This is a genomic window from Streptomyces sp. NPDC090798 (genome assembly GCF_044768965.1).
GTDB lineage: Bacteria > Actinomycetota > Actinomycetes > Streptomycetales > Streptomycetaceae > Streptomyces.
This window is the reverse complement of the sequence record NZ_JBIVXA010000030.1, coordinates 22,093-43,462: the sequence shown is the minus strand read 5'-3', so window position 1 is coordinate 43,462 and position 21,370 is coordinate 22,093. Positions and strand designations below refer to the sequence as shown.

Here is a 21,370-nt window from a genome sequence, read left to right as displayed (position 1 = left end):
TGCGGTGCACGCAGCGCAGCAGGTGCGAGGCACCGGACTCGAACGTTCGTCCGGCTTCGCAGTTCCATATTAGCCACAGCGCAGCAGCTTTCCGAACCATGTTGTTCACTCTGCAATTACCGGTCGGTTTTCCTTTTTTGACCCAGAGTCAATTCCCGGATGCGGAGCGGCCCTATTCGCGGTTCTGCCCCGGCATCCCCCTCTTTTCGCTGCCACCCGACGGACACAACCGAACCGCCTCGAGAAGACAGGGATGCAACGCGCCACCGTCTCCAGGGTGTCCGGGCCTGCCCGGGCGGCTGCCGGAGTGGTCGGCAGGTGCCGGACTGAGGTGACGGCGCACCGGCGGATGCCGACGCGACAGTGCTCTCCCGGTCGTCGCACAGCCCGACGCGGTTCGCGATCAGCAGCCGCAGCGCCTTGAAGGGCTCAGGAAAGGGCGGCGGCCGGAGGCACGCGGGCGAAGGCGGCTCAGGCCTGGGTGTGGACCAGCCCCAAGGTGGCGTCGAGGCGCAGGCTGTGGCGCCCGAAACGCACCGGCTGTGCGGGGTCTTCGGCATCCTGCGGCAGCAGGACAAGGTCGGCGAGGAGAGCGTGCGTACGCCAGGAGGCGGGGACCTGGTTGCGCCGACTGCGATCGGCGACCCAGGCGGCGGGCACCGGCAGGGTGTGCTGGAGGATCGTGCGGGTCTGTGCGGTGGTCGGTTTCCGTTGCTGGGGCAGCGGCTGGGTGCCGGCTGCGTCCAGGGTGAGGCGTCCGCGGGGGGTGCGGTAGACGGGCAGGAGCCGGCGGGGCATGACGCCCAGCCGGGTGGCGGCCTCGCTGGCGTGCAGGTTCTGGCGGTGCAGGTCGGACAGCGAGAGGGTGTCGTGCCAGGCGGGCACGAGGTGCAGCGCGCTGTGGTGTTCTTCGGTGCGTTGCCGGGTTCGGTGGAGGGTGTGGCTGCGGTGCAGGGCGGTGTCGGTGGTGGCGAGGTCTTCGGCGTCGCCGTGCACGCTCTGCACGAGGTGCTGCACGTCGTCGGGCAGGGTGAGCGGGCCGTCGTGCCGGTGTGCGAGGTGGTCGGCGGTGGCGAGCGGCAGGAACGGGGAGTCCAGGACGCGCCAGGCGGGCGGCAGGAGGGTGCGGCCGCGGTGGTCGGTGGGTGCAAGGACGCTCAGGCGGGGGCGGCCGTGACGGCGTATCCAGGCGGGCCGCACGATGTGGTCGAAGCGCCACAGGCGGCCCAGGCGTTGCAGGAGGGTGTGCAGGGCGGCCAGGTCGCTGACCATGACGTCGACGTCGATGTCGAGGCTCATGTCCAGCAGGCTGGTGGTGACGATCACCAGACGTTTCGGGCGCTGGCCGCTGCGAGAGAGGGCGGTGCGGACGTGGCGGGTGAGGGCTTCGCCCTCGTGGCCGGGGAGGCGGGCGTGCAGCAAGAGCAGTTGGCCGTCGGGTCCGCCGTCCGGCCAGTCCAGGGCAGCGTGCAGGTGTTCGTGAGTGGCCTGGGCGTCGGCCACGGTGGCGCAGTAGATGGCCGCGCAGCCGCCGGATTCGGCGACAGGTGCGATCTCCTTGGTGATGCGCTCCAGGCGGGTCTCCCGGGCTGGAGCGTCCTCGGGATCGGTGCAGGACGGGTGGCGCACCGGGTGAAGGCGGATGTCGGCGCGGCGGCGGTGCCGGTCGGCGTGGGCGGCGGCCGCGGCAGGGTCGATGCGGGTGAGGGAGGCGTCTGAGGCCGCGGCGTAGAGCCAGCCGGGATAAGGGGGATGGCAGTCCAGATGGGCTGTTGCGGGGTGCGGGTGGCCGGCGCCGTCGAGGTAGCTTCGGATGAGTTCGCTGCTCACGTGCCTGGGCAGGGTCGCGGACAGCAGCACCACGGGGCAGCCCAAGGCGCCCAGCCAGTGCAGCAGTCGCCCCAGCATCAGCCGCATGAACGGGGGCAAGGCGTGGACTTCGTCGACGATGACGGTCCGCCCGGAGAGGGCCAGCATGCGCAGGGCGCTGAAACGGACGGGCAACGCGGCCATGAGGGCCTGGTCGTGGGTGGCAACGGTGAACTGGGCCAGCAGGGCCCGGTCCCAGCCGCGCAGCCAACCGTCGGGCACCGTCACCCTTTCCTCCGGCCGCTCCCCCGTCGGCGTGTCGGCGTCGCCTTCGTCGGGCCAGAAGGCGTCGCTGGTCGACGGCTCGTGAGCGGCGAGGCGGTGGTCGGTGTACGCGGTGTTGAGGTAGCTGTGGCTGTGGACCAGGGAGACCGGGGCGTGCTCGGGCCGGTGGGCGGCCACGTAGGCCTCGAGGACGTCGTAGGCGGCGTTGGTGGTGGCCAAGGTCGGCAGCAGCCACAGGATGCCGGCCGTGTCACCGGAGGCGTTGAAGATCCGTGCGGCTTCCAGGGCGGTGACGCTCTTGCCGCCGCCGGTGGCATCGGTGACCACCAAGATCCCGGGCCCCTTCTCCCCCACTGCGGGGGCGAGTTGCTCGATCACCGATGCCTGCAGGTCATTCGGGGTGTCCAAGCCGCCGTGCGCGCGGGTGAAGGGTGTGTGCGGCAGGGTGATGCGAGTCAGACCGGACTGCTCGAGCAGGGCGGGGGCGTCCCGGACGGCCTGTGCGTAGTGCTCGGCGGCGGCGAAGGCGGGCGCCTGGGCCTTGGGCAGCCAGTAGTGGCGCTGGCTGGCCAGCCGGTCCGCGATGATACCCACTCCGGTGATCAGCAGGGCCGCCGGCACCGACACGTCCGCGGGCACCGCGGTGGCTCCGGTCAGATGGCGCAGCAGGGCGAAGTAGCGGCGGCGCAGATCCTGCCAGGCCGGCCCGCCCAGCGTGAGGTTGACCCGGGAAGCCTTGGCCGCGCCATCGATGTCGACCTGCAGGAACCGGCCGTGGTGGCCGCCCAGGATCTGCGCCACCAGTACCCCGGTGCTGTCGGATGTGTCCGCCGGGTAGCCGGCCTCGGCCAGCAGGTGCAGCGCACTATGCATGGACGCCCGCTCGTGCGGCATACGCCGCCAGTTACGGGTGTCCGCGCGCAGGATATCGCTGACCCGGGCCCAGGGATGCGCCTCCTGCTCCTGGAACGCGGACAACTTGCCCAAATCGTGCAGGCCGGCGATGAACATCACCAAGCAGCGCGCCTCAACCAGGGGAAGCCCCAGTCCGGCGGCGATCAGTCGGCGCTGGCCGCGGGTCAGATACCGGTCCCAGACCACGCCCGCGAGCGCCGCGACATCCAGCAGATGAAACAGCAGCGGATACACCGCCCTCTGTCCGCGGTCGAACTTGCCCCAGGGCGTCAGATCGATCCCGCCGTACCGGGCATCCTCCCGCACTCCCACCAGCCACTCCCGCCATACGCCAACCCGCCCTGAAAGCAGAGATGTTGACGCCCAATCCTGCCGCATGCGGATCATCTCTCGGTGCAGACGTCCCCGGCAGCGGAGGGTGTAGTCTGCGGTCCGGGTTTCGCCGCTTTCCTCACCCTGCGAGGGTGCGCCCCTGCTGGTCATCACGGGCCGCTCGGGGCCTTTGCCTCCCCACTCACGTGGGGGTCTGTCCAGGCTACGGCGGAGGTCAGCCCTGGGTGGGGACGTTGTTGTCCGCGTCCCTGAACAAACGCAGGACCGTGCGTTCAATGCCTTGAAGGGAACCAGTTGCCCGGACCATTCCTCGACGACGTGCCGTGGCATCTGGGGGTGCGCAGTCCCAGCATCGATGTGCCGATGTGTGCGGCCTGCTCCCTCAACTCCCTGAACAACTCGCAGACCCGGTCGTGGGACAGGCTGCGTACCTGCAGGCCGACGTGCAGGCAGTGCAGTGTTAAAGTAAGCAAAAAACAGTCTGTCGATCTTCAAACCCGCTGGCCAGTAAGGGTCTTCCCCACACGCGTGGGGGTCTATCCGTCGACGCGGCCACGGAGGAGCTCGTCATCAGGTCTTCCCCACACGCGTGGGGGTCTATCCGCTCCGACGAACAGCGCGCAGCCGTAGTCGATGTCTTCCCCACACGCGTGGGGGTCTATCCGCCACCCTTGCGGGCACCGTGCAGAGCGTGCTGTCTTCCCCACACTCGTGGGGGTCTATCGGTGAACTGGGCCCACCCGATCCAGCCCACCGCGTGTTCCCCGCGCAGTTGGGGGCCTATCCATAGCGCGTGAGCCTGCAGCGGGCACCTGAGGCCGAAAGCCGTCGCAGATCCTGCTGTGGGACACCCGTTGTCAGACCCCGTGCCTAGTCTTACGGCGACAAGTCGGCTTCAACGCAGGGGGTTTGCGTGGCGTTCGACGGTGGGCGGGTTGCTGCTCGCGGATTCCAGTACCAGTATCTGCGCACTGTGGAAGCACTGCTGGCCAGTGTGCGGAACGGCGAAGCAGCTGTGTGCCGTATCGAGGGGCCCGGGAACGCGGTGTCGCTCCAGCATACGGATTCGGTCGATTTCGATCTGGCCGACGCCGCTGGCCACTCGCTGATGGCGGTGCAGGTGAAGAGCGCCGGAGCGGGGCGGTCTGTGAAGGCTCGAGAGGCGGTGACGGTGCTGGTGCATCTGGTCACCGGTTTCGAGGCCGAGCAGTACCGGTTGATCACCTCGGCTGCGCCGGACGAAGGATGTCTGCGGCTGGCTGAGGTGTTGCGCCGTCATGGCGGTGATGTTCCTCTGCTCAAAGCGGACTTGCGGGAGCTTCTGGTTCGGGCGCCGACCGTGTGGGGTATCTGCCAGGCTCTGTCCGAGGAGCATTGGGAACGTCTGGGGCGTGCGGGGATCGAGTTCGATGGCCGCAGCGACGGGCAGTTGCGTGAGGATCTTCACAATGCGCTGCGCACCGAACGGGAGCGTGCCGGGCAGGGGTTGTCGCACAGGGCCGGGGGGCTGGTGCTGGGCCATTTGGTGGCCGAGGTCATGCGCCGGGCGGCCGACCCTGACCTGGCGCACTGGGACGTGCGGGAGTTTCGCCGGTCGGTGCTGGTCGGCGACAAGGAACTGATCTCAGCTGTCGGCCGGCACGAGCTCGGGATCGTCTACGGACAGATGCCGCCCCTTCCTGAGGTTGAGCGCGCGGATCTCGTCGATGGGATCGGAGAGATCCTCTCTTCCGGTGGGGACGGCGCCATGGGCATCCGAACGTGTGTCATCACCGGGCTGTCGGGACTTGGCAAGTCGAGCCTGGCCGCGGCACACATCGCTGATCAGGCCTTCCGCTATGACGTGGTGTTCTGGGTAGACGCCGAGAGCGAGGAGGCCTTGGTCGCGTCGTTTGCCCGCGTGCTGGCACATCTGACCGGCAGTGAGGAACCGGCCGAGGTGCGGGATCCGCGGCTGGTGCGCGAGCGGGTGCATGCCGAGTTGCAGTCCCTGCCGGGGCCATGGCTAATGGTGTTCGACGACGCCAGTGCGCCCGTGGCCCGTGCCTGGATACCACGTAGCGGGCGGGGCAGGGTCATTGTCACCACTCTGGGCGGCCACTGGCACGGTGTGCAAGGGCGCATCGATCTGAGCCCAATGAGCAACGAGGAAGCACTCCGCTTGCTGCAGCTGCGGCTGGACTTGAGTGAGGGCCAGGTTGAGCAGTACGCGTCGTCGCTGTCCGGGCTGGCCCAGGTCTTGGAGTGCTGGCCGCTGGCGATCGAGGTGGCCTGCGGCTATCTGGTCACCTGCGGTATCGGCGTGGACCGGCTTCCCGCCTACACGAATACGCTGATCCACCGGGCCGCGGACGATGAGCGGTTGGTGCCTGCCGGGTATCCGCGGACGCTGGCGGCGGCCGTCGCGCTGAGCACCGAGCGGCTGATCAGCAGTGCCCGCTCCCGTGGCTTGCTACAGCCAACCCTGGCCACGGTGGCCGCCTTGTGCTGGCTCGCTCCGCGCCGGGCGCCGGTGCATCTAGCGTTGGCGAGCGCGTTCGTCGGCCCCACAGACCTGCCGCCGGCTCCCGGATGGGTGGTGTTCGACGAGGCGCAGGTCCCGGTGCGCGAGGTCATCCGCGAACTGACCGATGTCTCCCTTGTCCGGTACGACGAGCCGCTACCGACCCGCAAGGAGGTATTTCCCGGCAGTGAGGACACCGTGTCGATGAACGCGGTGCTGCAGGACATCCTGGCCCGACACCTGGGGCTGTCGCAGTCAGACGTAGCTGCGGGTCTGGCGCACGTGGCCTGCCACACCGACCGCTGGCTGCGCGGGGCCTTGCTCTCCGGGCAGGCCGAACGGTCCTGGGAACTGGCCCAGCACGCCACCGCGCTGGTCGGGCACATCCGCTCAACACACACCGCCGACGGGTACACGGCCCTACTCATGGGCAATCTGGCAGCGTTTCACCATGCTCACGGCCAGTACGACGCCGCCCGCGCCCTGCTGGAGCTGGAGCTGGAATGGCTGGCACGAGCTGGCGACCCGGACGAGGGACTGGCCGCCCAAACGCACATCCTGCTCGCGCACCTCACCCAGCTGCGCAAGCAGGCCGACGCCGGCCACCGCGTTGCTGCCCATTTGCTTCCCGTACTGGCCTACCTCCGCCGGCTCGACGGTCCGCTGCCCGAGCCCGTCGCCCACCTCTCAGCCGAGGCGTCGCGAATCCTGCAGAGGCACCTGCGCGACGAGCCGGACCCTGCGCTCGCGCATCTGCTGGAGGACTTCCGTGCCCTGGCAGATGCCCTGCCCCCCACCGAGTCAACGCAGGCGACGAAAGACCTCCTCGCCATCCAGGACCTGTTGGGACACAGCGAAGGCGAGCGCGCCGAACACGCCGCAGCAGCAGCCTTGGCCAGGAGCACCGATCCATGGTCGCGGGTCACGGCCGACCTCAAACGCCTCCTCATCGAGGCGCTCGTCCTACAGGACAAGTGGGAGCAAGCCAATGCCGCGCTGAGCGACTTCCTACTCTATGCCGGCCCCCGCACACTGTACGGATTCGCCCTGCACCACCTGGTGCACAACGTCGGCTGTCACTGCGCCTGGACGTGGGTGACCCAGGGAGAGCAGCGTGCAGTGGAACTGCTGGGACGGCTGCTGGAGGAAACCGGCATCGCCGAGAATCCGGCGCTCGAGACGACCACCGATGAGGCCCGGTTCATCCTGCTCCAGGTGGTGCACGACAGTTGGCGGGCCATGAACGGAAGCTCCCAGGACAAAGGATTCCTGGAGCAGATGAGCCAGCTCAACGACAAGACGTTCACCGAGCCCTACGACCCGGACAACGTGTGGGAGCGGATCTACTCCGGACTGATGCCGCGGCTGTCGGCCGTGATGGGTGAGACGGTGCACCGCAGCTACCAGGAGGAGGGAGATGCCATCCTGACCACCGGCCTGCCCATGCTCGACCGGGATCCAGCAGTCAAAGACGCCTACGAGGCAGCCCGCTGCCACGCGGTGCTGTCGCTGTCCACGGACCCGGTCTACGGCAGCCTCGCCGGACGCTCCACCATCGACCTCCTCCTGCCGGAAGCCCGAAAGTTCCTGCCCGGCCCGAAGGCTCTGGTCATCCTGCAACCCCACAAGATGGTCGGCGCCACCTCCCCCGACACTGGCAAGTCCATCGAGCTCCAGGTCCACCGAGCCTGCGACAAAGGGCTGCGCCGACTGGCCGGACCGCAGCCCACCCTCATCTCCCCCCAGCACCTCACGCTCGTGCTGACCGGCCAGCAGCTGACCCTCGAACACGACGACGGCACCGTCATCGCCCGCGCGACCGTGCAGGCCTCCAGCCAATGGCGACAGGCGGCCCGCTCCCGCCACAGCGCGGTGGTCTACTTCGGCTACGGCTTCGCCCTCCACGACTCCCCCACGCACCGGCGACTCATGGCCTCACCCGCCGAACTAGGCCGCCACATCAACAGCGCCAGCGACAACGGCCTCCTCGCCGCAGGACTCGTATTCGTCCGCCTCCAGCCCACACCCTCCGTTCAGCACCGGCCGTCGGCTGCAGCCCGCCAGCAACCCCGCCGGTCAACCCGCGCCCAACGGAAGAAACCCCACAGGTAAGCGCAACTACCGCGCCACTGACAATCCCAAATCCACCTACGAGTCGCGCAGTTCAAGCCGAACCACCAAAGGCGACCGCCGCCAGGAAGCAGCCCTCACCAGCACGGCCAGATCATGTAAAGTGAGCAAAATACGCCCTACCGATCTCCAAAACAGCAGGTGCGCAAGGGTCTTCCCCACACGCGTGGGGGTCTGTCCAACAAGTCCGCGAAAGCGGCATGTGATGGACTGTCTTCCCCACACGCGTGGGGGTCTGCCCAGGTCGTTGCCCACGGCGAAGGGCTGCGGTGCCTCTTCCCCACGTTCGTGGGGGCTTATCCATGTGAAGGCATTCCGATTCCACGCTCGATGCGGTCCCTCCCCCGCGCGTAGAGGTCTGTAGCCAGCCCGGAGTTGGGTGAGCGGCGCCGATAGCTTTTCACCGCAGACGTCATGACGAGCCACAAGCGGCAACAGCGACGGCCACACAATAAAGCAGGCGTTCCTGCTCCTTACTCATGCCCTCGCGGCTCTCAGACACCACCCACAGCTCTCACCCAGCAAGATCAAAAAGATAAAACTGCTGGTCATGGCATCACCCTTATGGCTCTCTCATTTCAGCGCGCTGGGGATTCTCACGCGATGTCACCAACAATTCTCAGCCGGTGTCATCGCTTCTGGATGCTGACCAGCAGAGACTCATGACACCCAGGTGAGAACTACTGATGACACCATAATGAGAAGTCGCACCCATCTGTCGGAGGAGACCACCCGGGCACAGATAGCGGCCCCGCTCGGCATCGTCCGCAGCATCGGCTACTCCTGGATCGCCGGGTTCGTGCTCCTGGCAGGCATGCTGTTCGCCGTTCAGGACTACGCGGGCACCCTCGGCACCAGCACGGGCGTGCCTCCGGCGCAGATCTTCATCGACGTCCTGGGCACCGGCGTCGCCAAGGGGCTGCTGCTCGTGGTGATCGTCGCACAGCTGTTCTGCGGCAACGCGGAGACAGCCGCCGCCAGCCGCATGGTGTATGCGTTCTCGCGTGACGGGGCGCTGCCGTTCTCCTCGTCATGGCGGCGGGTCAGCCACCGCACCCGCACCCCCATCGCCGCGGTGTGGCTGTCCGTGAGCGTCGCGCTGGTCCTGGCGCTGCCGAGCCTGTACTCGCCGACCGCGTACGCCGCCGTCACCGCGATCAACGTCATCGGGATCACGCCCGCGTACGCGATCCCGGTATACCTCCGCCTGCGCGTGGGTGACCGCTTCCGGCCCGGTCCGTGGCACCTGGGCCGCTGGAGCAAGCCCCTCGGCTGGATCTCCGTCACCTACGTGACCATCCTGACCGTGGTGTTCTGCCTGCCCCAGGCCTCGCCGATCACCGCGGAGTCGTTCAACTACGCGGGCGTCGCCCTGGCCGTCGTCCTGGTCCTCGCCTGGCTCATGTGGATCACCAAGGGCAAGCGCGACTACCAGATCCCCACCCTCGGCAGCGAAGCCGAGAACACCGCCCTTGCCAGGGACGTGGTGTGATGAACGACCAGGCCATCAAGCGGTACGACCAGGCGCCACACCTGTCGGGGCTTCTCTCCCCCGACGAGCTCCGCGCCGCCGTGCACAGCGGAGAGATCACCACGGTGATGCTCGCCGTCCCGGACATGATGGGACGGCTCAAGGGCAAGCGTCTGAGCGCCTCCGTCTTCCTGGGCCGGATGCTGGCCAAGTCGGAGGCCTGCGCCTACATCCTGGCCACCGACGTGGACATGACCCCCCTGGAAGGCTTCGACCTCACCGGCTGGGACGACGGGTACGGCGACTTGTCTGTCATCCCCAGCCAGGACACCATCCGCGTCCTGCCGTTTCTGCCCGGCGCCGTCCTCATCCACGCAGACGTCGCCGACGAGGGCGGCGAGCTGCTCGAGATCGCCCCGCGCCACATGCTCCGCACGCAGCTCGACAAGCTCGCGGCCCTCGGGCTGGAGGTCCGCGTCGGCCTGGAGAGCGAGTTCGTGCTCTACCAGGGCAGCCCGCTCCACGCGCACGCGGTCGGATACCGGGGCCTTCAGCCCGTAGCCTTCCACAACCTCGACTACGCCCTCGACCATCCCCCGGCCCTCACCGACTTCTTCCAGCACCTGGAAGACGCACTGCGCGGCGCCGGAGCGCCAGTCGAATCGGTCAAGACCGAGGGCGCCCCCGGACAGCTGGAGATCACGTTCCCTTACGGGCCGGCGATGACGGCCTGCGACGCGTACACCGTCTACAAGCACGCCGTACGGCATATCGCGCAACGGCGCGGCATGACGCCCACGTTCATGGCCGCACCGCGGACCGGCACAGGAAGCGGCCTGCACATCCACCTCTCCCTGCTGGACGTCGCCGACTACCGCAACGCGTTCGCCACCCGCCCAGACGAAGAAGAGCTGCCCGAGACGATGCAGCGGGCCATCGCCGGACTGATCTCCGCCATGCCCTACCTCGCCCCGCTGTACGCACCCCACGCCAACTCCTACAAGCGCTACACCGAGCACTCGTTCGCCCCCACCCGCTTCACCTGGGGATACGACAACCGCAGCTGCGCCATCCGCGTCACCGGCCACGGTGCAGGCAGACACCTGGAGGTGCGCCTGCCCGGAGCCGACGCCAACCCCTACCTCGCCCTCGCCGCCACCCTCGCCGCCATCCACCACGGCCTCACCACCGAGCCCGAACTGCCGCCCCACACCACCGGCGACGCCTACCAGGAGGCCGACGCGCTCTCCGTGCCACGCGACCTCGTCGAAGCCCTGGCCGACTTCGACGACAGCAAGATCGCACAGAGCGCATTCGGGGCGGCCGTGGTGCGGCACTACGCCTACGCCACGCAGCACGAGATCGACGCGCATCGCGAACGCGTCACTGATGCAGAGCTGGAGCGGGGGTTCCTCCGTGCCTGACCTCCTCCCTTGTGCCACAGAGATCTTGGCCCAGCACTGCCGCTGCCGATCGCTCAGGACGTTTGGACCGCCTCACGGCCACCGTGCTGTTCGCCCTTGCCCAGCAAGTCGCGCGCTTCAGCTCCGGCGTGAACCCGTGGGGGCAACTCGCTGTGTACGACGACATCGACTTCGCTCTCTTCACCGCATGACTCCCGCCCGGTGCCCGCCGCATGAGGGGGTGTCGGCACCGGGCGGAGGCCCTCGCGCGGAGGGCCAGGCGACCCCCGGTTCCCTTCGGGCGGCATGGCAGCCGTCCGCGCCGGGACTCCACAGCTTCATCCACGCAAGCAGGCCGCATAGACCCTGCCCGGTGGCCCGGATGCCGTCCGGCCGTGGCCATCGGGCAGTTCACAAGCTCCGCCCGTAGGACACGAAAGTTGGCGCGGGCGGAAACGGCGCTGGGGCTACGTCCCCCCGGCGGGCCCCAGCGCCGCCCTGTTGGTATGACCTTGACCCGCCGACCAGGTGGGTTTCATCACTGCGACACAGAGGAGACGCATGTTCGTCCACTCCGACCGTCTGCCCACCGGCACCGCGGTTCCGCAGGGAACCATCACCCCGTCCCCGTGGGGGGCGAGCCGGATGGCGCCCTACCCCACGACGGCCCCCGAGTACGCCAGGGCTGAGTTGGACCCGGTCACCCAGACCGCCGTCTTCTACGACACCGCTGGCCAGGTCATGGAAATGCCGGGCCACGGCACCAGCACCGGCACCAGCCCGTCCACGGGTACCAGCCCCGACGGCAACGGCGGGACCCAGGACACCGACACGGGGAGCGACAACGACCAGTGAATGACCCACGTCCGGTGTTGGTCGTCACCAGCCTGCACGACCCGACCGCCGACGTGGTGATCCGCGAGCTGCACGACCGGGGCATCCCGGTCGTGCGGCTCGACTCGGGGGACTTCCCCGCATCACTGTCGGTGGAGGCCGAGATCACCTCGCAAGGCGTCCGGGGGCGACTCACCACCCCGTCCCGTATCGCTGACCTGGCCAGCGTCCGCGCCCTGTACTACCGCCGTCCGACCGGCTTCGCCTTCCCACATCTCAGTGAGCAGGATGCGCGGTTCGCCATCACCCAGGCCAGGTATGGACTCGGTGGAGTGCTGGCGTCGCTTCCCGGCTGCCTCTACGTGAACCACCCACACCGCATCGGGGACGCGGAATTCAAGCCGTCCGGACTGGCCGCGGCGGTAAAGGCCGGCTTCCTGGTACCGCCCACACTCATCACCTCCAGCCCCGACGCCGCCAGGGCCTTCGTCAAGGGGCACGACTCGGTCATCTACAAGCCACTGCACAACCCCGTGTACCGAATCGACGGCGTCTCGTCCGTCGTCAGGATCACTGAGGTGACCGCCGAGGACATCGACGAGAGCGTGTCCGGCACAGTCCACCTGTTCCAAAAACGCGTCCCCAAGACAGCCGACGCGCGCGTGACCATCATCGGCTCCCAGGTGTTCTGCGTCCGCATCAACTCCGACGTCCTGGACTGGCGCACCGACTACGACCGCCTGACCTACACCCCCGTGGAGCCACCGCCAGAGGTTGAGCAGGCGCTTCACCGTTACCTGGACTGCTTCGGGCTCGTTTTCGGGGCTTTCGACTTCTGCGTAGGCGAAGACGGGCAATGGTGGTTCCTGGAGTGCAACCCCTCCGGTCAGTGGTACTGGCTGGAGGCTGAGACCGGTCTGCCGATGTGCGCAGCCCTGGCAGACCTTTTGGAGAGGACGTCGTGACCGACCAAGCGCAGCTCCACCAGCAACTCATCGACTCCATGACGGCGAACGGCAGTCTGCGCACGGAGCCGTGGAAGCGTGCCGTCGAAACCATCGCCCGACACGAGTTCCTGCGGACCGGGTTCTTCCGCCGCGTGGACGGCGCTGTGCCCTCGGCATGGGCACCCGTCCTGGAAGGCGACGCCGGTTGGCTCGAAGCCTGCTACGAGGACGAGTCCCTGGTGACTCAGATCGCCGGCACGATCATGCCCGCGGACATCCGCGGTCAGATCATGCGGGACCCGACCAGTTCCAGCACGCTGCCGTCTCTCGTGGTGCGCATGCTGGAGGACCTCCAGGTCGAGCCGGAGTCGAAGGTGCTGGAAATCGGGACCGGCACCGGGTACTCCACCGCGGTGCTCTGCGCGCGGCTGGGCGAGGGGTACGTCACCTCGATCGAGTACGACGAGGAAGTGGCCGCGCGTGCACGGACAGCCCTGGGCCGACGGGGGATGTACCCCACGCTCGTCAGCGGGGACGGCCTCCTCGGCTATACCGAAGGGGCACCGTACGACAGGGTGATCGCTACCTGCGGCGTGCGCACCGTTCCTGCGGCCTGGATCGAGCAGACCCGACCCGGTGGCCTGATCCTGACGACCATCGGTGGCTGGCTCGGCTCGTCGGAACTCGCACGCCTGACCGTCCACGACGACGGCACGGCAACCGGGCCGCTGCTGAGCGGTCAGGTCAGCTTCATGCTCGCGCGCCCGCACCTGCCGCCCGCGCTGGGCTTGCTCCCCGACCTCAGCGAGGGCAAGGAGCGCGAGGCCATCATCGGAACCGACGCACTAAACGACTGGACGTCCCGCTTCGTCGTGCAAATCGCAGCTCCCCACGCACAGCACCTGACGATGGAACGCGACGGGCGCACCGAGCGCGTTCTCGTCGACGTCGAGTCCGGCTCGTGGGCTGCCCTCTACGAGGAGGACGGCCGCTGGATCGTGCGACAGGACGGGCCCAACGCCCTCTGGGATGCTGTCGAGGAGCAGCTCGGCCGCTGGCACGCGGCCGGCACCCCGGCACTGGAGGAGTTCACCGTCAGCGTCACCCCGCAGGGCCAGACCATCAACTGGTAGGCCCCCATGCCGGCCCCGCTCGTCCGCCCCCTGTGACGGACGAGCCGGGGCGGGCGTCGGTGCTCAGAACATCGTCCGACGTCCCTCGTCCGGAGCCTTGCTCCGGCCACGTCGACGACCAGGAACGAACGTGCCCGTCCGTGCACAGCGCGCATAAGCGTCATCGAACTCCGCGAGCCCGGAAACTCCGAGACACCGTACGGGCACCTGTTCCGCAAGACGAGCTGCGGCGTGGCCTTCGCCCACCAAGAGGCCGACTACAACGGCCACTACGGCATCCAAGAGGTGTGCAGCATCTGCCCCTTGGCACAGATCACGTTGTGCAATGAGGCGTGGGTCAAGCCCGACCTGGCCGAGGTCACCCGCCACGCGCGTGCGCTCGGCGCGACGGGGCCTGTCGAGATCGACGAACGCGCCATCATCGTGGAGGGCCTGGACGGACCGACGCGCAACTACCTCCAGCAGGTGTTCGGCTTCCAGTGCCACGACCGGAACAACCCCCATCTCTACCGCCAGCACGGCCGGGCCCCCATCGGCTGGGAGGCGGAGAACGGAACGCCGACACCATGAACTTCCAGTCCTGGCCGCAGCGTGTGCTCGTCGTCGATGTCGAAGGCAACGGTACGAACCCGCCCGACCTCGTCGAGATTGCCGCCCTGCCTGTCCGTGGCGGTCAGCCGGACACCAGCACGGCCGGGGCGTGGCTGATCCGTCCGGAACGCCCGGTCACGGCGCGCGCGGCCGGGATCCACGGCCTGACCAACGCACTTCTGGCGGACAAGCCCGCATGGGCGGAGCTCGCCGACCAGGTCCACGACTTCTTGGGCAGGGACTGGATCTGCGCCCACAACGCGCACGTCGACTACCGGGAGCTCAGCCGTCACCTGCCGAAGTGGCAGCCGGCCGGGGTCATCGACACACTGCGCCTCGCCAAGGCGACATACACGGCCCTGCCCTCGTACACCCTCGACGCCCTGATCAAGCAAGTGAGGCCCGACCTGTCGAACGCCCCACGCGTCGGCAGGCACCGCGCGACCTTCGACGCCTACGCCACGGCACAGCTCCTGCTCGCCATGGCCGACCGCTACGAGAGCTGGGAGCAGCTCATCACCGCGGCAGTCCCGCCCAGCCTCCCCGGCGCCCCCGAACCAGAAACGGAGCCAACCCTGTGGTGACCGACCCCATCCGCATCGGCGTACTCGGCACGTACTCCACCGGCAAGACTCTTCTGCTGAAGCGGATCGAGATGGAGCTGCGCGGCCACGGCCTCGCCGTGGCCCGCACCGGCCAACTCAGCAAACGCGCTGCCGCGATCGGGCTGCCGAAGATGCGGCACCACACCGTGGCCTCCACCGAGTGGATCATCGCCCAGGGCATCGCCGACGAGATCGCGGCAGCCGCGCACGGTGCCCGGGTCGTGCTTGCCGACCGTGCTGCCCTCGACGCCGTCGCGTACTTCAACGCCGCCGTGGAGAGCCGCAGCGAGCGCCCCCACCGGCTGGAGAGGGAAAGGCTGCGGCTCCTGGCTTCGACACAGGCACCCAAGTACGACCTGCTCCTGGCCACCGTGCTCGACGAGTCCATCCCGATCGCCCAGTGCCACGCCCTCGATCCCCGATACCGTCGCCTGGTCGACCAGCATGTCCACGGCCTCCTGGCCGACGACGCGATCCCCCACCAGCGCGTCACCAGCGACACCGACAGTCAAGCGCGCGCGATCGAACTCGCTCTCCAGCTCAGCCTCAAAGGGGCGGCGGTATGAGCATCGAACCGCCCGCGGGCACCATCACCATCGCCGGCAAGACCGTCTCCCGGCTCGGATTCGGCACCATGCGTCTGACCGGCCCCGGCACCTGGGGCTACCCCGAAGACTTCACTACCGCGGTCTCCGTGCTGCGCCAAGCGGTCAACGCCTACGGCATCACGCACTTCGACACCGCCGACGCCTACGGTCCACACACGGCTGAAGGCCTCATCCGGCATGCCCTGTATCCGTACCCGGATGACGTGCTCGTCGCCACAAAGGTCGGCATGATCCGCCCCGCACCCAACGTCTGGGCTCCGCACGGCCACCCGGGCTATCTCCGGGCCTGCGTCGAGGCGAGCCTGCGCCGACTGGGCCGTGAGCGCCTGGATCTCTGCTACCTGCACCGCATCGACCCCCAAGTGCCGATCGAGGACCAACTCGGCACGCTGCAAGCCCTCAAGAGCGAGGGCAAGATCGGACACATCGGCCTGTCCAAGGTCACATCCGAGGACATTCGCCTCGCGGGCAAGTACATCACCGTAGCCGCGGTACAGAACGTCCTCAACGTGAGGGACCACTTCGACCCGGCTCTGGAACTCTGCCGGGACCTCGGCATCCCGTACGTGGCGTACCGGCCGCTCGACGCGGGCAACCTTCTGCGCGGCCCCGGACTTGAGGCATCCCTTTCCTGGCTGCTCCAGCTCGGACCGCACGTTGCCCCCATCCCCGCAACCAGCCAGCTCAGCCATCTCGCCGAGATCGTCAGCGCCGTCGGTGCCGGCGGGAGGCCGTGATGTCAGCAGTCACCCAGGCCGTCGCCGCTCCCCGAATACGGGCCCCGTACGAGAACTGGCGGCCACCGGTGATCGGCGTCTCTCTTCTGGTGCCGGTCGGAGCGGATTGTCTCGCCGTCGCCGACCTGCGGGGCATGCTCGTGCTGCCCGGCGGGGGTGTGTACGAGAGGCAGACGCCGGAGGATGCCGCCCATCGCGTCCTCTCCGGCCCCCCGGGCGGCCTTCGGCTGCTGCGCCGCGTCGCCGTGGACTGGGCACAGACGCGGCGCAGGAAGGTCATCACGCACGTACTGGCGACTGCGCCGATGACCCGCGAGGCCGTCGGTCACCTGATCTACCGCGATCCGCGGGCAACAGTGCGTGTGCTGCCCACCGCGCGCGTCATCGACGACCTTCCCACGCAGGGTCGGCTACGGGTCCTCGTCGGGCTACAGGCCCTGGCCACCGGCGAGACGGCCTACATCGAAGGAGGCGTTGTCCTTCCCTCCGCACCACCAAACCTCACCCCAGAGTGGTGGGGGCAGAGGTCGCCCGGCACATGAAGGCATGCCGGGCCGCCTCTGTTTCCGTCACCTGCGCAACAAGCCTCGGCGTTTCGGCCAACTCGCAGCTCGTCGGAGGCCGTCCAGCACTGCGACCACGCGTTCGACGCCTTGAGATTCCGGGCGCTGCCCTTCGTCCGGAATCGAGCGCGTTCGACTCGCTCCCCGTCTCGTTGAGCCTGACACCGCCGGACCAACCAGGTGCGGCGCGGACCCCCGAGGAGGCATGCAGGTGACCGTGACCGACACCTCGCCCGAAGATTCCACGCCACCCCCTCCACCTCCGGCCACCATCAGCTTTGAGGGGGAACACGGCAAGAACCCGCTGGCTGAGGCCAGTTTTGCGAAGATGTGCGGCCGGCTTCCGTCCGTGCTGGGGCACACCGCCCGCATGGCCTGGGCCGTGGACCGGCCCGCCGTCATGCTGCTGCTCACCTGCCAGTTCCTCACGGGAGCCGCGGCCGCCATGGTCCTCGCGTTCACCGCGAAGGCCATGGCGCATATCCTCGGAGCCGGCGCGGTCTCCGAACGCCTGCATGCCGCCCTGCCCGCTCTCATCGTCGTCACGGCGGCCGCGGCGGTCGGCCGAGTCAGCAGCGCTTTATCCTCCTACGCCGACGGGCGGATCACCCCACTGCTGATGACCGAGGCGGACGTCGCCTTGGTGTCCGCGGTGTGCCGCGTCGAAGCCTCCGCATACGGGGAGGACGGCTTCTCCGACCGGCAGGAAGCCGCTGAGGTCGGCGTCACACGCACACGGATGATGGTGCAGGACGCCCAGCGCTTCATGACCGCCGTCGTCCGCATGATCGCCGCGGGCGGCGTCATCACGGCGCTGCACTGGATGATGCTGCCGCTGCTGCTGCTCGCCGTCCTCCCTGCCGGCATGGGGGCCGTGCTGTCCGCGCGCGTCGACTACGAGACCCACTACGCCAACGTCGGCGACCGCAACGTGCGGGCCATGATGCGCTGGTGGGCCACCTACTCCCGTTACGGCGACGAGGTCCGTGCGAACGGCATGACCAGCTACCTCGTCTACTGGTACCGGGCCCTGTCCGATCGCATCGACGAGCGCACCCTCACCGCCGCGCCCCGCATGCTGCGCATCGTCCTTGCGAGCAGCGCCCTCGGCGGGGTGTTCCTGCTCGGTACCTGGGCCACCCTCGCCTGGCTCGCCACCACCGGCCGCGTCGCCCTCCCGGTCGCGGCCACCGCGGTGGTCGCCGTCCAGACCACCCTGGCCGCGCTCTCGCAGTTCGTCATCCACGGCGCCGCGATGTTCCACACCTCGCTGTACCTCGCCGACATGCGGTCCTTCCTCGACATGGCCGCCGAACGAGTCCCCAAGCGCGGGGAGCTGACCATCTCCGAACGGGTAGAGGAGATCCGTCTCGACGAGGTCGTGTACCAGTACCCCGGCACGGAGGAACCCGCCGTCGACGGAGTCTCACTCACCCTGCGACGGGGCGAGATCCTGGCCATCGTGGGCGAGAACGGCTCGGGCAAGTCCACCCTCGCCAAGCTCATCACCGGCATCCTGCTCGCCGACAAGGGCCGTGTCCTGTGGGACAGCACCGACCTGGCCGACACCCGTCCTGACTCCGTGTGGTCCCGCACCGCCCTCGTCCCGCAGAACTTCGCCTGCTGGCCCCTGCGGGCCCGCGAGAACATCACCCTCGGACAGCCCAAAACCTTCGACGACGGACCCGTGTGGGCAGCCGTCGACGCTGTCGGCATGCGGAAGGCGGTCGAGAAACTGCCCAAGCAGCTCGACACCCTGCTCGCCAAAGAACTCTTTGGAGGCGCCGAGCTGTCCGGAGGCCAGTGGCAGCGGCTCGCGTGCGGCAGGGCCCTGTACCGGCAGACCCCGCTGCTGATCCTGGACGAGCCGACCTCGCAGATGGACCCGCGTGGCGAGCACCAGATCTTCCTTGAGATCAAGCGCATCGCCGCCGAGCGCATGACAATCGTCGTGACGCACCAGCTCGAGAACACCCGTCTCGCAGACCGGATCCTCGTCATGCGTGACGGCCGCATCATCGAGCAAGGCCGGTACGACGAACTTGCATACGGGAACGGCTTGTTCGCTGAACTCCTTGCCCTGGCCAAGGATCGCTGACCGAGAGGAGTCACGGCGGGGCGTCGACCTCGCCGTGCTTCATCAGCGAAAGAACGCGTAACGGGATGCGGTCTGACGTGGTGAGACGCTGACCTGCGTGCTCGCCTGATTCCCGCTACTTCCCGTTGAGTGCTGCACCACGCCGAGTACCACCGCTGGTGCAGGGCCTCGGGTTCCGTAGCATCCACCGCCGCGACGGCTCCCGAGGCCACCATGGCTCGAGCTCGACGCGACATCGGCGGCAGGCCTCTTGCTGCCGGTGAGTGAAGGACGCAGGTCAGAGGCGGGTGTATGCGTAAACGCATGCACAGGTGCATACTGGGTGCATGGCTGACACCAGCGTACGGATCAACACGGCCACGAGGGATCGCCTCGCGGCCCTCGCCAAGGCCCGCGGCATGAGTCTGGCCGCCTACCTCGACGACCTCTCCCAGAAAGAAGAGCACCAGGCGCTACTGGGGCGGGCGAGCGCCGCGTTCGACGCCGCGATCGACCGTCCGGGCTTCGTCGACGCCTTCGACAAGGCATTCGGCGGCCTCCCCGCAGCGCCCGCCAGTAGCCGGGCGGCCTGATCTTGGAACTGTTCGTCGACGTCCGGTGGCTCCTCGACCGGCAAGAGCGCGCACTCGGCAAGGACCTGCAGATCCGCGACTACTCGGCGCTGGTCGCGGCCGTCGCGCGGCACCGGGTGAATACCCCGCACCTGGACGTGTCCGACCCCGATGCCTACTGGCGTGCCGCCGCACTCCTGGACACCATCGTGCTCCAGCGGCCGCTCCCGGCACGGAACGAGCTGTACGGATATGCCGTCGCCGTGGCGTACATCGAGGCCTCCGGCGAGACCGTCTCCGCGAGTCAGGTCCAGTGGATTCAACTGATCGAGGACATCAAGGCCCTGCGACTGGACACCTTCGACATCGCGGATCGTCTCCGATCCTGGCGGGCCCCGTGATCATCCAGTGGGGTCCGATCTTTAGGCGGCTTCAAGCAAGAGACGAACGCCCCGGGTCGGGCGAATCAACGCTTTACGAGTCGTGGGGGTACTGGAGCATCGGCACGAGCCAGCCGTCTTTGGAGTCCCCGGTTCTCACGGTGGAACCCCGCCGCAAGACGGCAAGGTGCAGCGGGTCACCTCGATCGAGTACGACGAGGAAGTGGCCACGCGTGCACGGACAGCCCTTGGCCGACAGGGGATGTACCCCACGCTCGTCAGCGGCGACGGCCTTCTCGGCTACGCCGAGGGGGCACCGCACGACCGGGTGATCGCTACCTGCGGCGTGCGCACCGTTCTGCGGCCTAGATCGAGCAGACCCGACCCGGTGGCCTGATCCTGACGACCATCGGTGGCTGGCTCGGCTCGTCGGAACTCGCACGCCTGACGGTCCACAGCGCCATTCCCGAGAACCCCAGCGCGGCCGCGATGGTGCTCACGTTCACGATCGCTCCACCATGGGAACATCTGGTACATGGGAACATCCCCGCGGGCGCGGGGAGCAGACACGGGTCTCACTGATCCCGGACATGAGCCAGGGAACATCCCCGCGGGCGCGGGGAGCAGTCAGGAGCCCGCCATGTCCGCGATCACCGATCGGGAACATCCCCGCGGGCGCGGGGAGCAGAGGTACTGCCATCCGCCCTTGACGTGCTCGTGGGGAACATCCCCCGCGGGCGCGGGGAGCAGGAGATCGTGAAGGCCTCGCCTGCGGAGGTCGGGGGAACATCCCCGCGGGCGCGGGGAGCAGGGCGGCGACGGCTTTGGCGTGTTCGGTGGCGAGGGAACATCCCCGCGGGCGCGGGGAGCAGTCGTACTGCGTCACGAGCGGGCGCCGTCCCACGGGAACATCCCCGCGGGCGCGGGGAGCAGATGATCGACCAGTCGCCGCTTACCTCGACCCAGGGAACATCCCCGCGGGCGCGGGGAGCAGGTGGAGAGCCCGCCATCGGCGGCGCCCCGCACGGGAACATCCCCGCGGGCGCGGGGAGCAGCCGTCGCCCTCGGCCGACCCGTTGTCGTTCGTGGGAACATCCCCGCGGGCGCGGGGAGCAGGGGCCGTCGAGCTGGTCAGCCGTAACCGTTTCGGGACCATCCCCGCGGGCGCGGGGAGCAGGCCGTGACCGTGGTGCCCCGCAGGAACGTCGTGGGAACATCCCCGCGGGCGCGGGGAGCAGTTCGCGATGCTGGTCGCGAACGCGACCTTCGTGGGAACATCCCCGCGGGCGCGGGGAGCAGTGCTGTACGCCGCCCTGCGGGGGGTGTCGCCCGGGAACATCCCCGCGGGCGCGGGGAGCAGTTGAGGCCGCCGGCCCAGCCCGACCGCACCGGGGGAACATCCCCGCGGGCGCGGGGAGCAGGTGGTGCTCCTTCCGGTGGTGCGGGGCGGGTGGGGAACATCCCCGCGGGCGCG

General features: G+C 68.6%; 17 protein-coding genes, 1 pseudogene and 1 CRISPR repeat array (1 of these 19 cut by a window edge). Of the genes and pseudogenes, 16 read left to right on the top strand and 2 right to left on the bottom strand.

The annotated features are described in order from the left end of the window. Positions 1 to 471: 471 nt before the first annotated feature. Positions 472 to 3,321, bottom strand: a complete 2,850-nt coding sequence (locus ACIQTP_RS41410; RefSeq protein ID WP_403409911.1) for a CRISPR-associated endonuclease Cas3'' — start codon at positions 3,319 to 3,321, stop codon at positions 472 to 474. Positions 3,322 to 4,255: 934 nt separating this feature from the next. Here ACIQTP_RS41410 and ACIQTP_RS41405 point away from each other — a divergent pair. The 16 genes and pseudogenes from ACIQTP_RS41405 to ACIQTP_RS41330 all read left to right on the top strand — a co-directional run bounded on the left by ACIQTP_RS41405 (position 4,256) and on the right by ACIQTP_RS41330 (position 20,293). Further along, positions 4,256 to 7,957 (top strand): hypothetical protein, encoded by a 3,702-nt coding sequence (locus ACIQTP_RS41405; protein WP_403409908.1) that lies wholly within the window; start codon positions 4,256 to 4,258, stop codon positions 7,955 to 7,957. Positions 7,958 to 8,687: 730 nt separating this feature from the next. Beyond that, positions 8,688 to 9,467 (top strand): annotated as a pseudogene (locus ACIQTP_RS41400) (amino acid permease); the annotation flags it as partial. After that, positions 9,467 to 10,870, top strand: a complete 1,404-nt coding sequence (locus tag ACIQTP_RS41395; RefSeq protein WP_403409905.1) for a glutamine synthetase family protein — start codon at positions 9,467 to 9,469, stop codon at positions 10,868 to 10,870. The pseudogene ACIQTP_RS41400 and the gene ACIQTP_RS41395, both read left to right, overlap by 1 nt. Before the next feature lie 62 nt (positions 10,871 to 10,932). Beyond that, positions 10,933 to 11,061: a hypothetical protein gene (locus ACIQTP_RS41390; protein ID WP_257016307.1), complete on the top strand. Its 129-nt coding sequence runs from the start codon at positions 10,933 to 10,935 to the stop codon at positions 11,059 to 11,061. Positions 11,062 to 11,410: 349 nt separating this feature from the next. After that, positions 11,411 to 11,704 carry a putative ATP-grasp-modified RiPP gene (gene tgmA / locus ACIQTP_RS41385; RefSeq protein ID WP_403409902.1) on the top strand — a complete coding sequence of 98 codons (294 nt, stop codon included), beginning with the start codon at positions 11,411 to 11,413 and terminating at the stop codon, positions 11,702 to 11,704. After that, complete coding sequence (tgmB, locus tag ACIQTP_RS41380) at positions 11,701 to 12,648, top strand: ATP-grasp ribosomal peptide maturase (RefSeq protein WP_403409899.1); 948 nt, start codon at positions 11,701 to 11,703, stop codon at positions 12,646 to 12,648. The genes tgmA and tgmB overlap by 4 nt, the downstream gene beginning before the upstream one ends. Next, the gene (gene tgmC, locus ACIQTP_RS41375; RefSeq protein WP_403409896.1) at positions 12,645 to 13,763 is read left to right on the top strand and encodes an ATP-grasp peptide maturase system methyltransferase; all 1,119 of its coding nucleotides are present in this window, start codon (positions 12,645 to 12,647) and stop codon (positions 13,761 to 13,763) included. Before tgmB ends, tgmC begins: the two co-directional genes overlap by 4 nt. Before the next feature lie 231 nt (positions 13,764 to 13,994). Further along, a complete protein-coding gene (locus ACIQTP_RS41370) occupies positions 13,995 to 14,333 on the top strand; it encodes a hypothetical protein (protein WP_403409893.1) in 339 nt (112 codons plus the stop codon). Continuing rightward, entirely contained in the window at positions 14,330 to 14,938 is a 609-nt protein-coding gene (locus tag ACIQTP_RS41365) for an exonuclease domain-containing protein (RefSeq protein ID WP_403409890.1), read from the top strand. Before ACIQTP_RS41370 ends, ACIQTP_RS41365 begins: the two co-directional genes overlap by 4 nt. After that, positions 14,935 to 15,525, top strand: coding sequence for an AAA family ATPase (locus ACIQTP_RS41360; RefSeq protein ID WP_403409887.1), 591 nt, complete (start codon positions 14,935 to 14,937; stop codon positions 15,523 to 15,525). The genes ACIQTP_RS41365 and ACIQTP_RS41360 overlap by 4 nt, the downstream gene beginning before the upstream one ends. Then, positions 15,522 to 16,304, top strand: coding sequence for an aldo/keto reductase (locus ACIQTP_RS41355; protein ID WP_403409884.1), 783 nt, complete (start codon positions 15,522 to 15,524; stop codon positions 16,302 to 16,304). Before ACIQTP_RS41360 ends, ACIQTP_RS41355 begins: the two co-directional genes overlap by 4 nt. After that, the gene (locus ACIQTP_RS41350) at positions 16,304 to 16,846 is read left to right on the top strand and encodes a hypothetical protein (protein WP_403409882.1); all 543 of its coding nucleotides are present in this window, start codon (positions 16,304 to 16,306) and stop codon (positions 16,844 to 16,846) included. Before ACIQTP_RS41355 ends, ACIQTP_RS41350 begins: the two co-directional genes overlap by 1 nt. A 226-nt stretch (positions 16,847 to 17,072) precedes the next feature. After that, positions 17,073 to 18,965: an ATP-binding cassette domain-containing protein gene (locus ACIQTP_RS41345; RefSeq protein ID WP_403409879.1), complete on the top strand. Its 1,893-nt coding sequence runs from the start codon at positions 17,073 to 17,075 to the stop codon at positions 18,963 to 18,965. Positions 18,966 to 19,291: 326 nt separating this feature from the next. Further along, on the top strand, positions 19,292 to 19,537 hold the full coding sequence (locus ACIQTP_RS41340; RefSeq protein WP_403409876.1) for an antitoxin MazE7: 246 nt from the start codon (positions 19,292 to 19,294) through the stop codon (positions 19,535 to 19,537). A gap of 2 nt (positions 19,538 to 19,539) precedes the next feature. Then, the gene (locus ACIQTP_RS41335; protein ID WP_403409873.1) at positions 19,540 to 19,917 is read left to right on the top strand and encodes a toxin Doc; all 378 of its coding nucleotides are present in this window, start codon (positions 19,540 to 19,542) and stop codon (positions 19,915 to 19,917) included. 82 nt (positions 19,918 to 19,999) lie between these two features. After that, positions 20,000 to 20,293: a hypothetical protein gene (locus ACIQTP_RS41330; protein ID WP_403409870.1), complete on the top strand. Its 294-nt coding sequence runs from the start codon at positions 20,000 to 20,002 to the stop codon at positions 20,291 to 20,293. Here the strand turns inward: ACIQTP_RS41330 and ACIQTP_RS41325 are convergent. Beyond that, positions 20,262 to 20,402 carry a hypothetical protein gene (locus tag ACIQTP_RS41325; RefSeq protein ID WP_403410083.1) on the bottom strand — a complete coding sequence of 47 codons (141 nt, stop codon included), beginning with the start codon at positions 20,400 to 20,402 and terminating at the stop codon, positions 20,262 to 20,264. The genes ACIQTP_RS41330 and ACIQTP_RS41325 overlap by 32 nt on opposite strands. Before the next feature lie 31 nt (positions 20,403 to 20,433). After that, positions 20,434 to 21,370: a CRISPR direct-repeat array (repeat unit 29 nt; unit sequence GGGAACATCCCCGCGGGCGCGGGGAGCAG); it runs 2,205 nt beyond the window's last position.

Coding starts and splice junctions, on each gene's coding strand:
- ACIQTP_RS41395 (WP_403409905.1), top strand. CDS start 9,467: ATGAACGACCAGGCCATCAAGCGGTACGACCAGGCGCCACACCTGTCG.
- tgmA (WP_403409902.1), top strand. CDS start 11,411: ATGTTCGTCCACTCCGACCGTCTGCCCACCGGCACCGCGGTTCCGCAG.
- ACIQTP_RS41365 (WP_403409890.1), top strand. CDS start 14,330: ATGAACTTCCAGTCCTGGCCGCAGCGTGTGCTCGTCGTCGATGTCGAA.
- ACIQTP_RS41355 (WP_403409884.1), top strand. CDS start 15,522: ATGAGCATCGAACCGCCCGCGGGCACCATCACCATCGCCGGCAAGACC.
- ACIQTP_RS41350 (WP_403409882.1), top strand. CDS start 16,304: ATGTCAGCAGTCACCCAGGCCGTCGCCGCTCCCCGAATACGGGCCCCG.
- ACIQTP_RS41345 (WP_403409879.1), top strand. CDS start 17,073: ATGCAGGTGACCGTGACCGACACCTCGCCCGAAGATTCCACGCCACCC.
- ACIQTP_RS41340 (WP_403409876.1), top strand. CDS start 19,292: ATGGCTGACACCAGCGTACGGATCAACACGGCCACGAGGGATCGCCTC.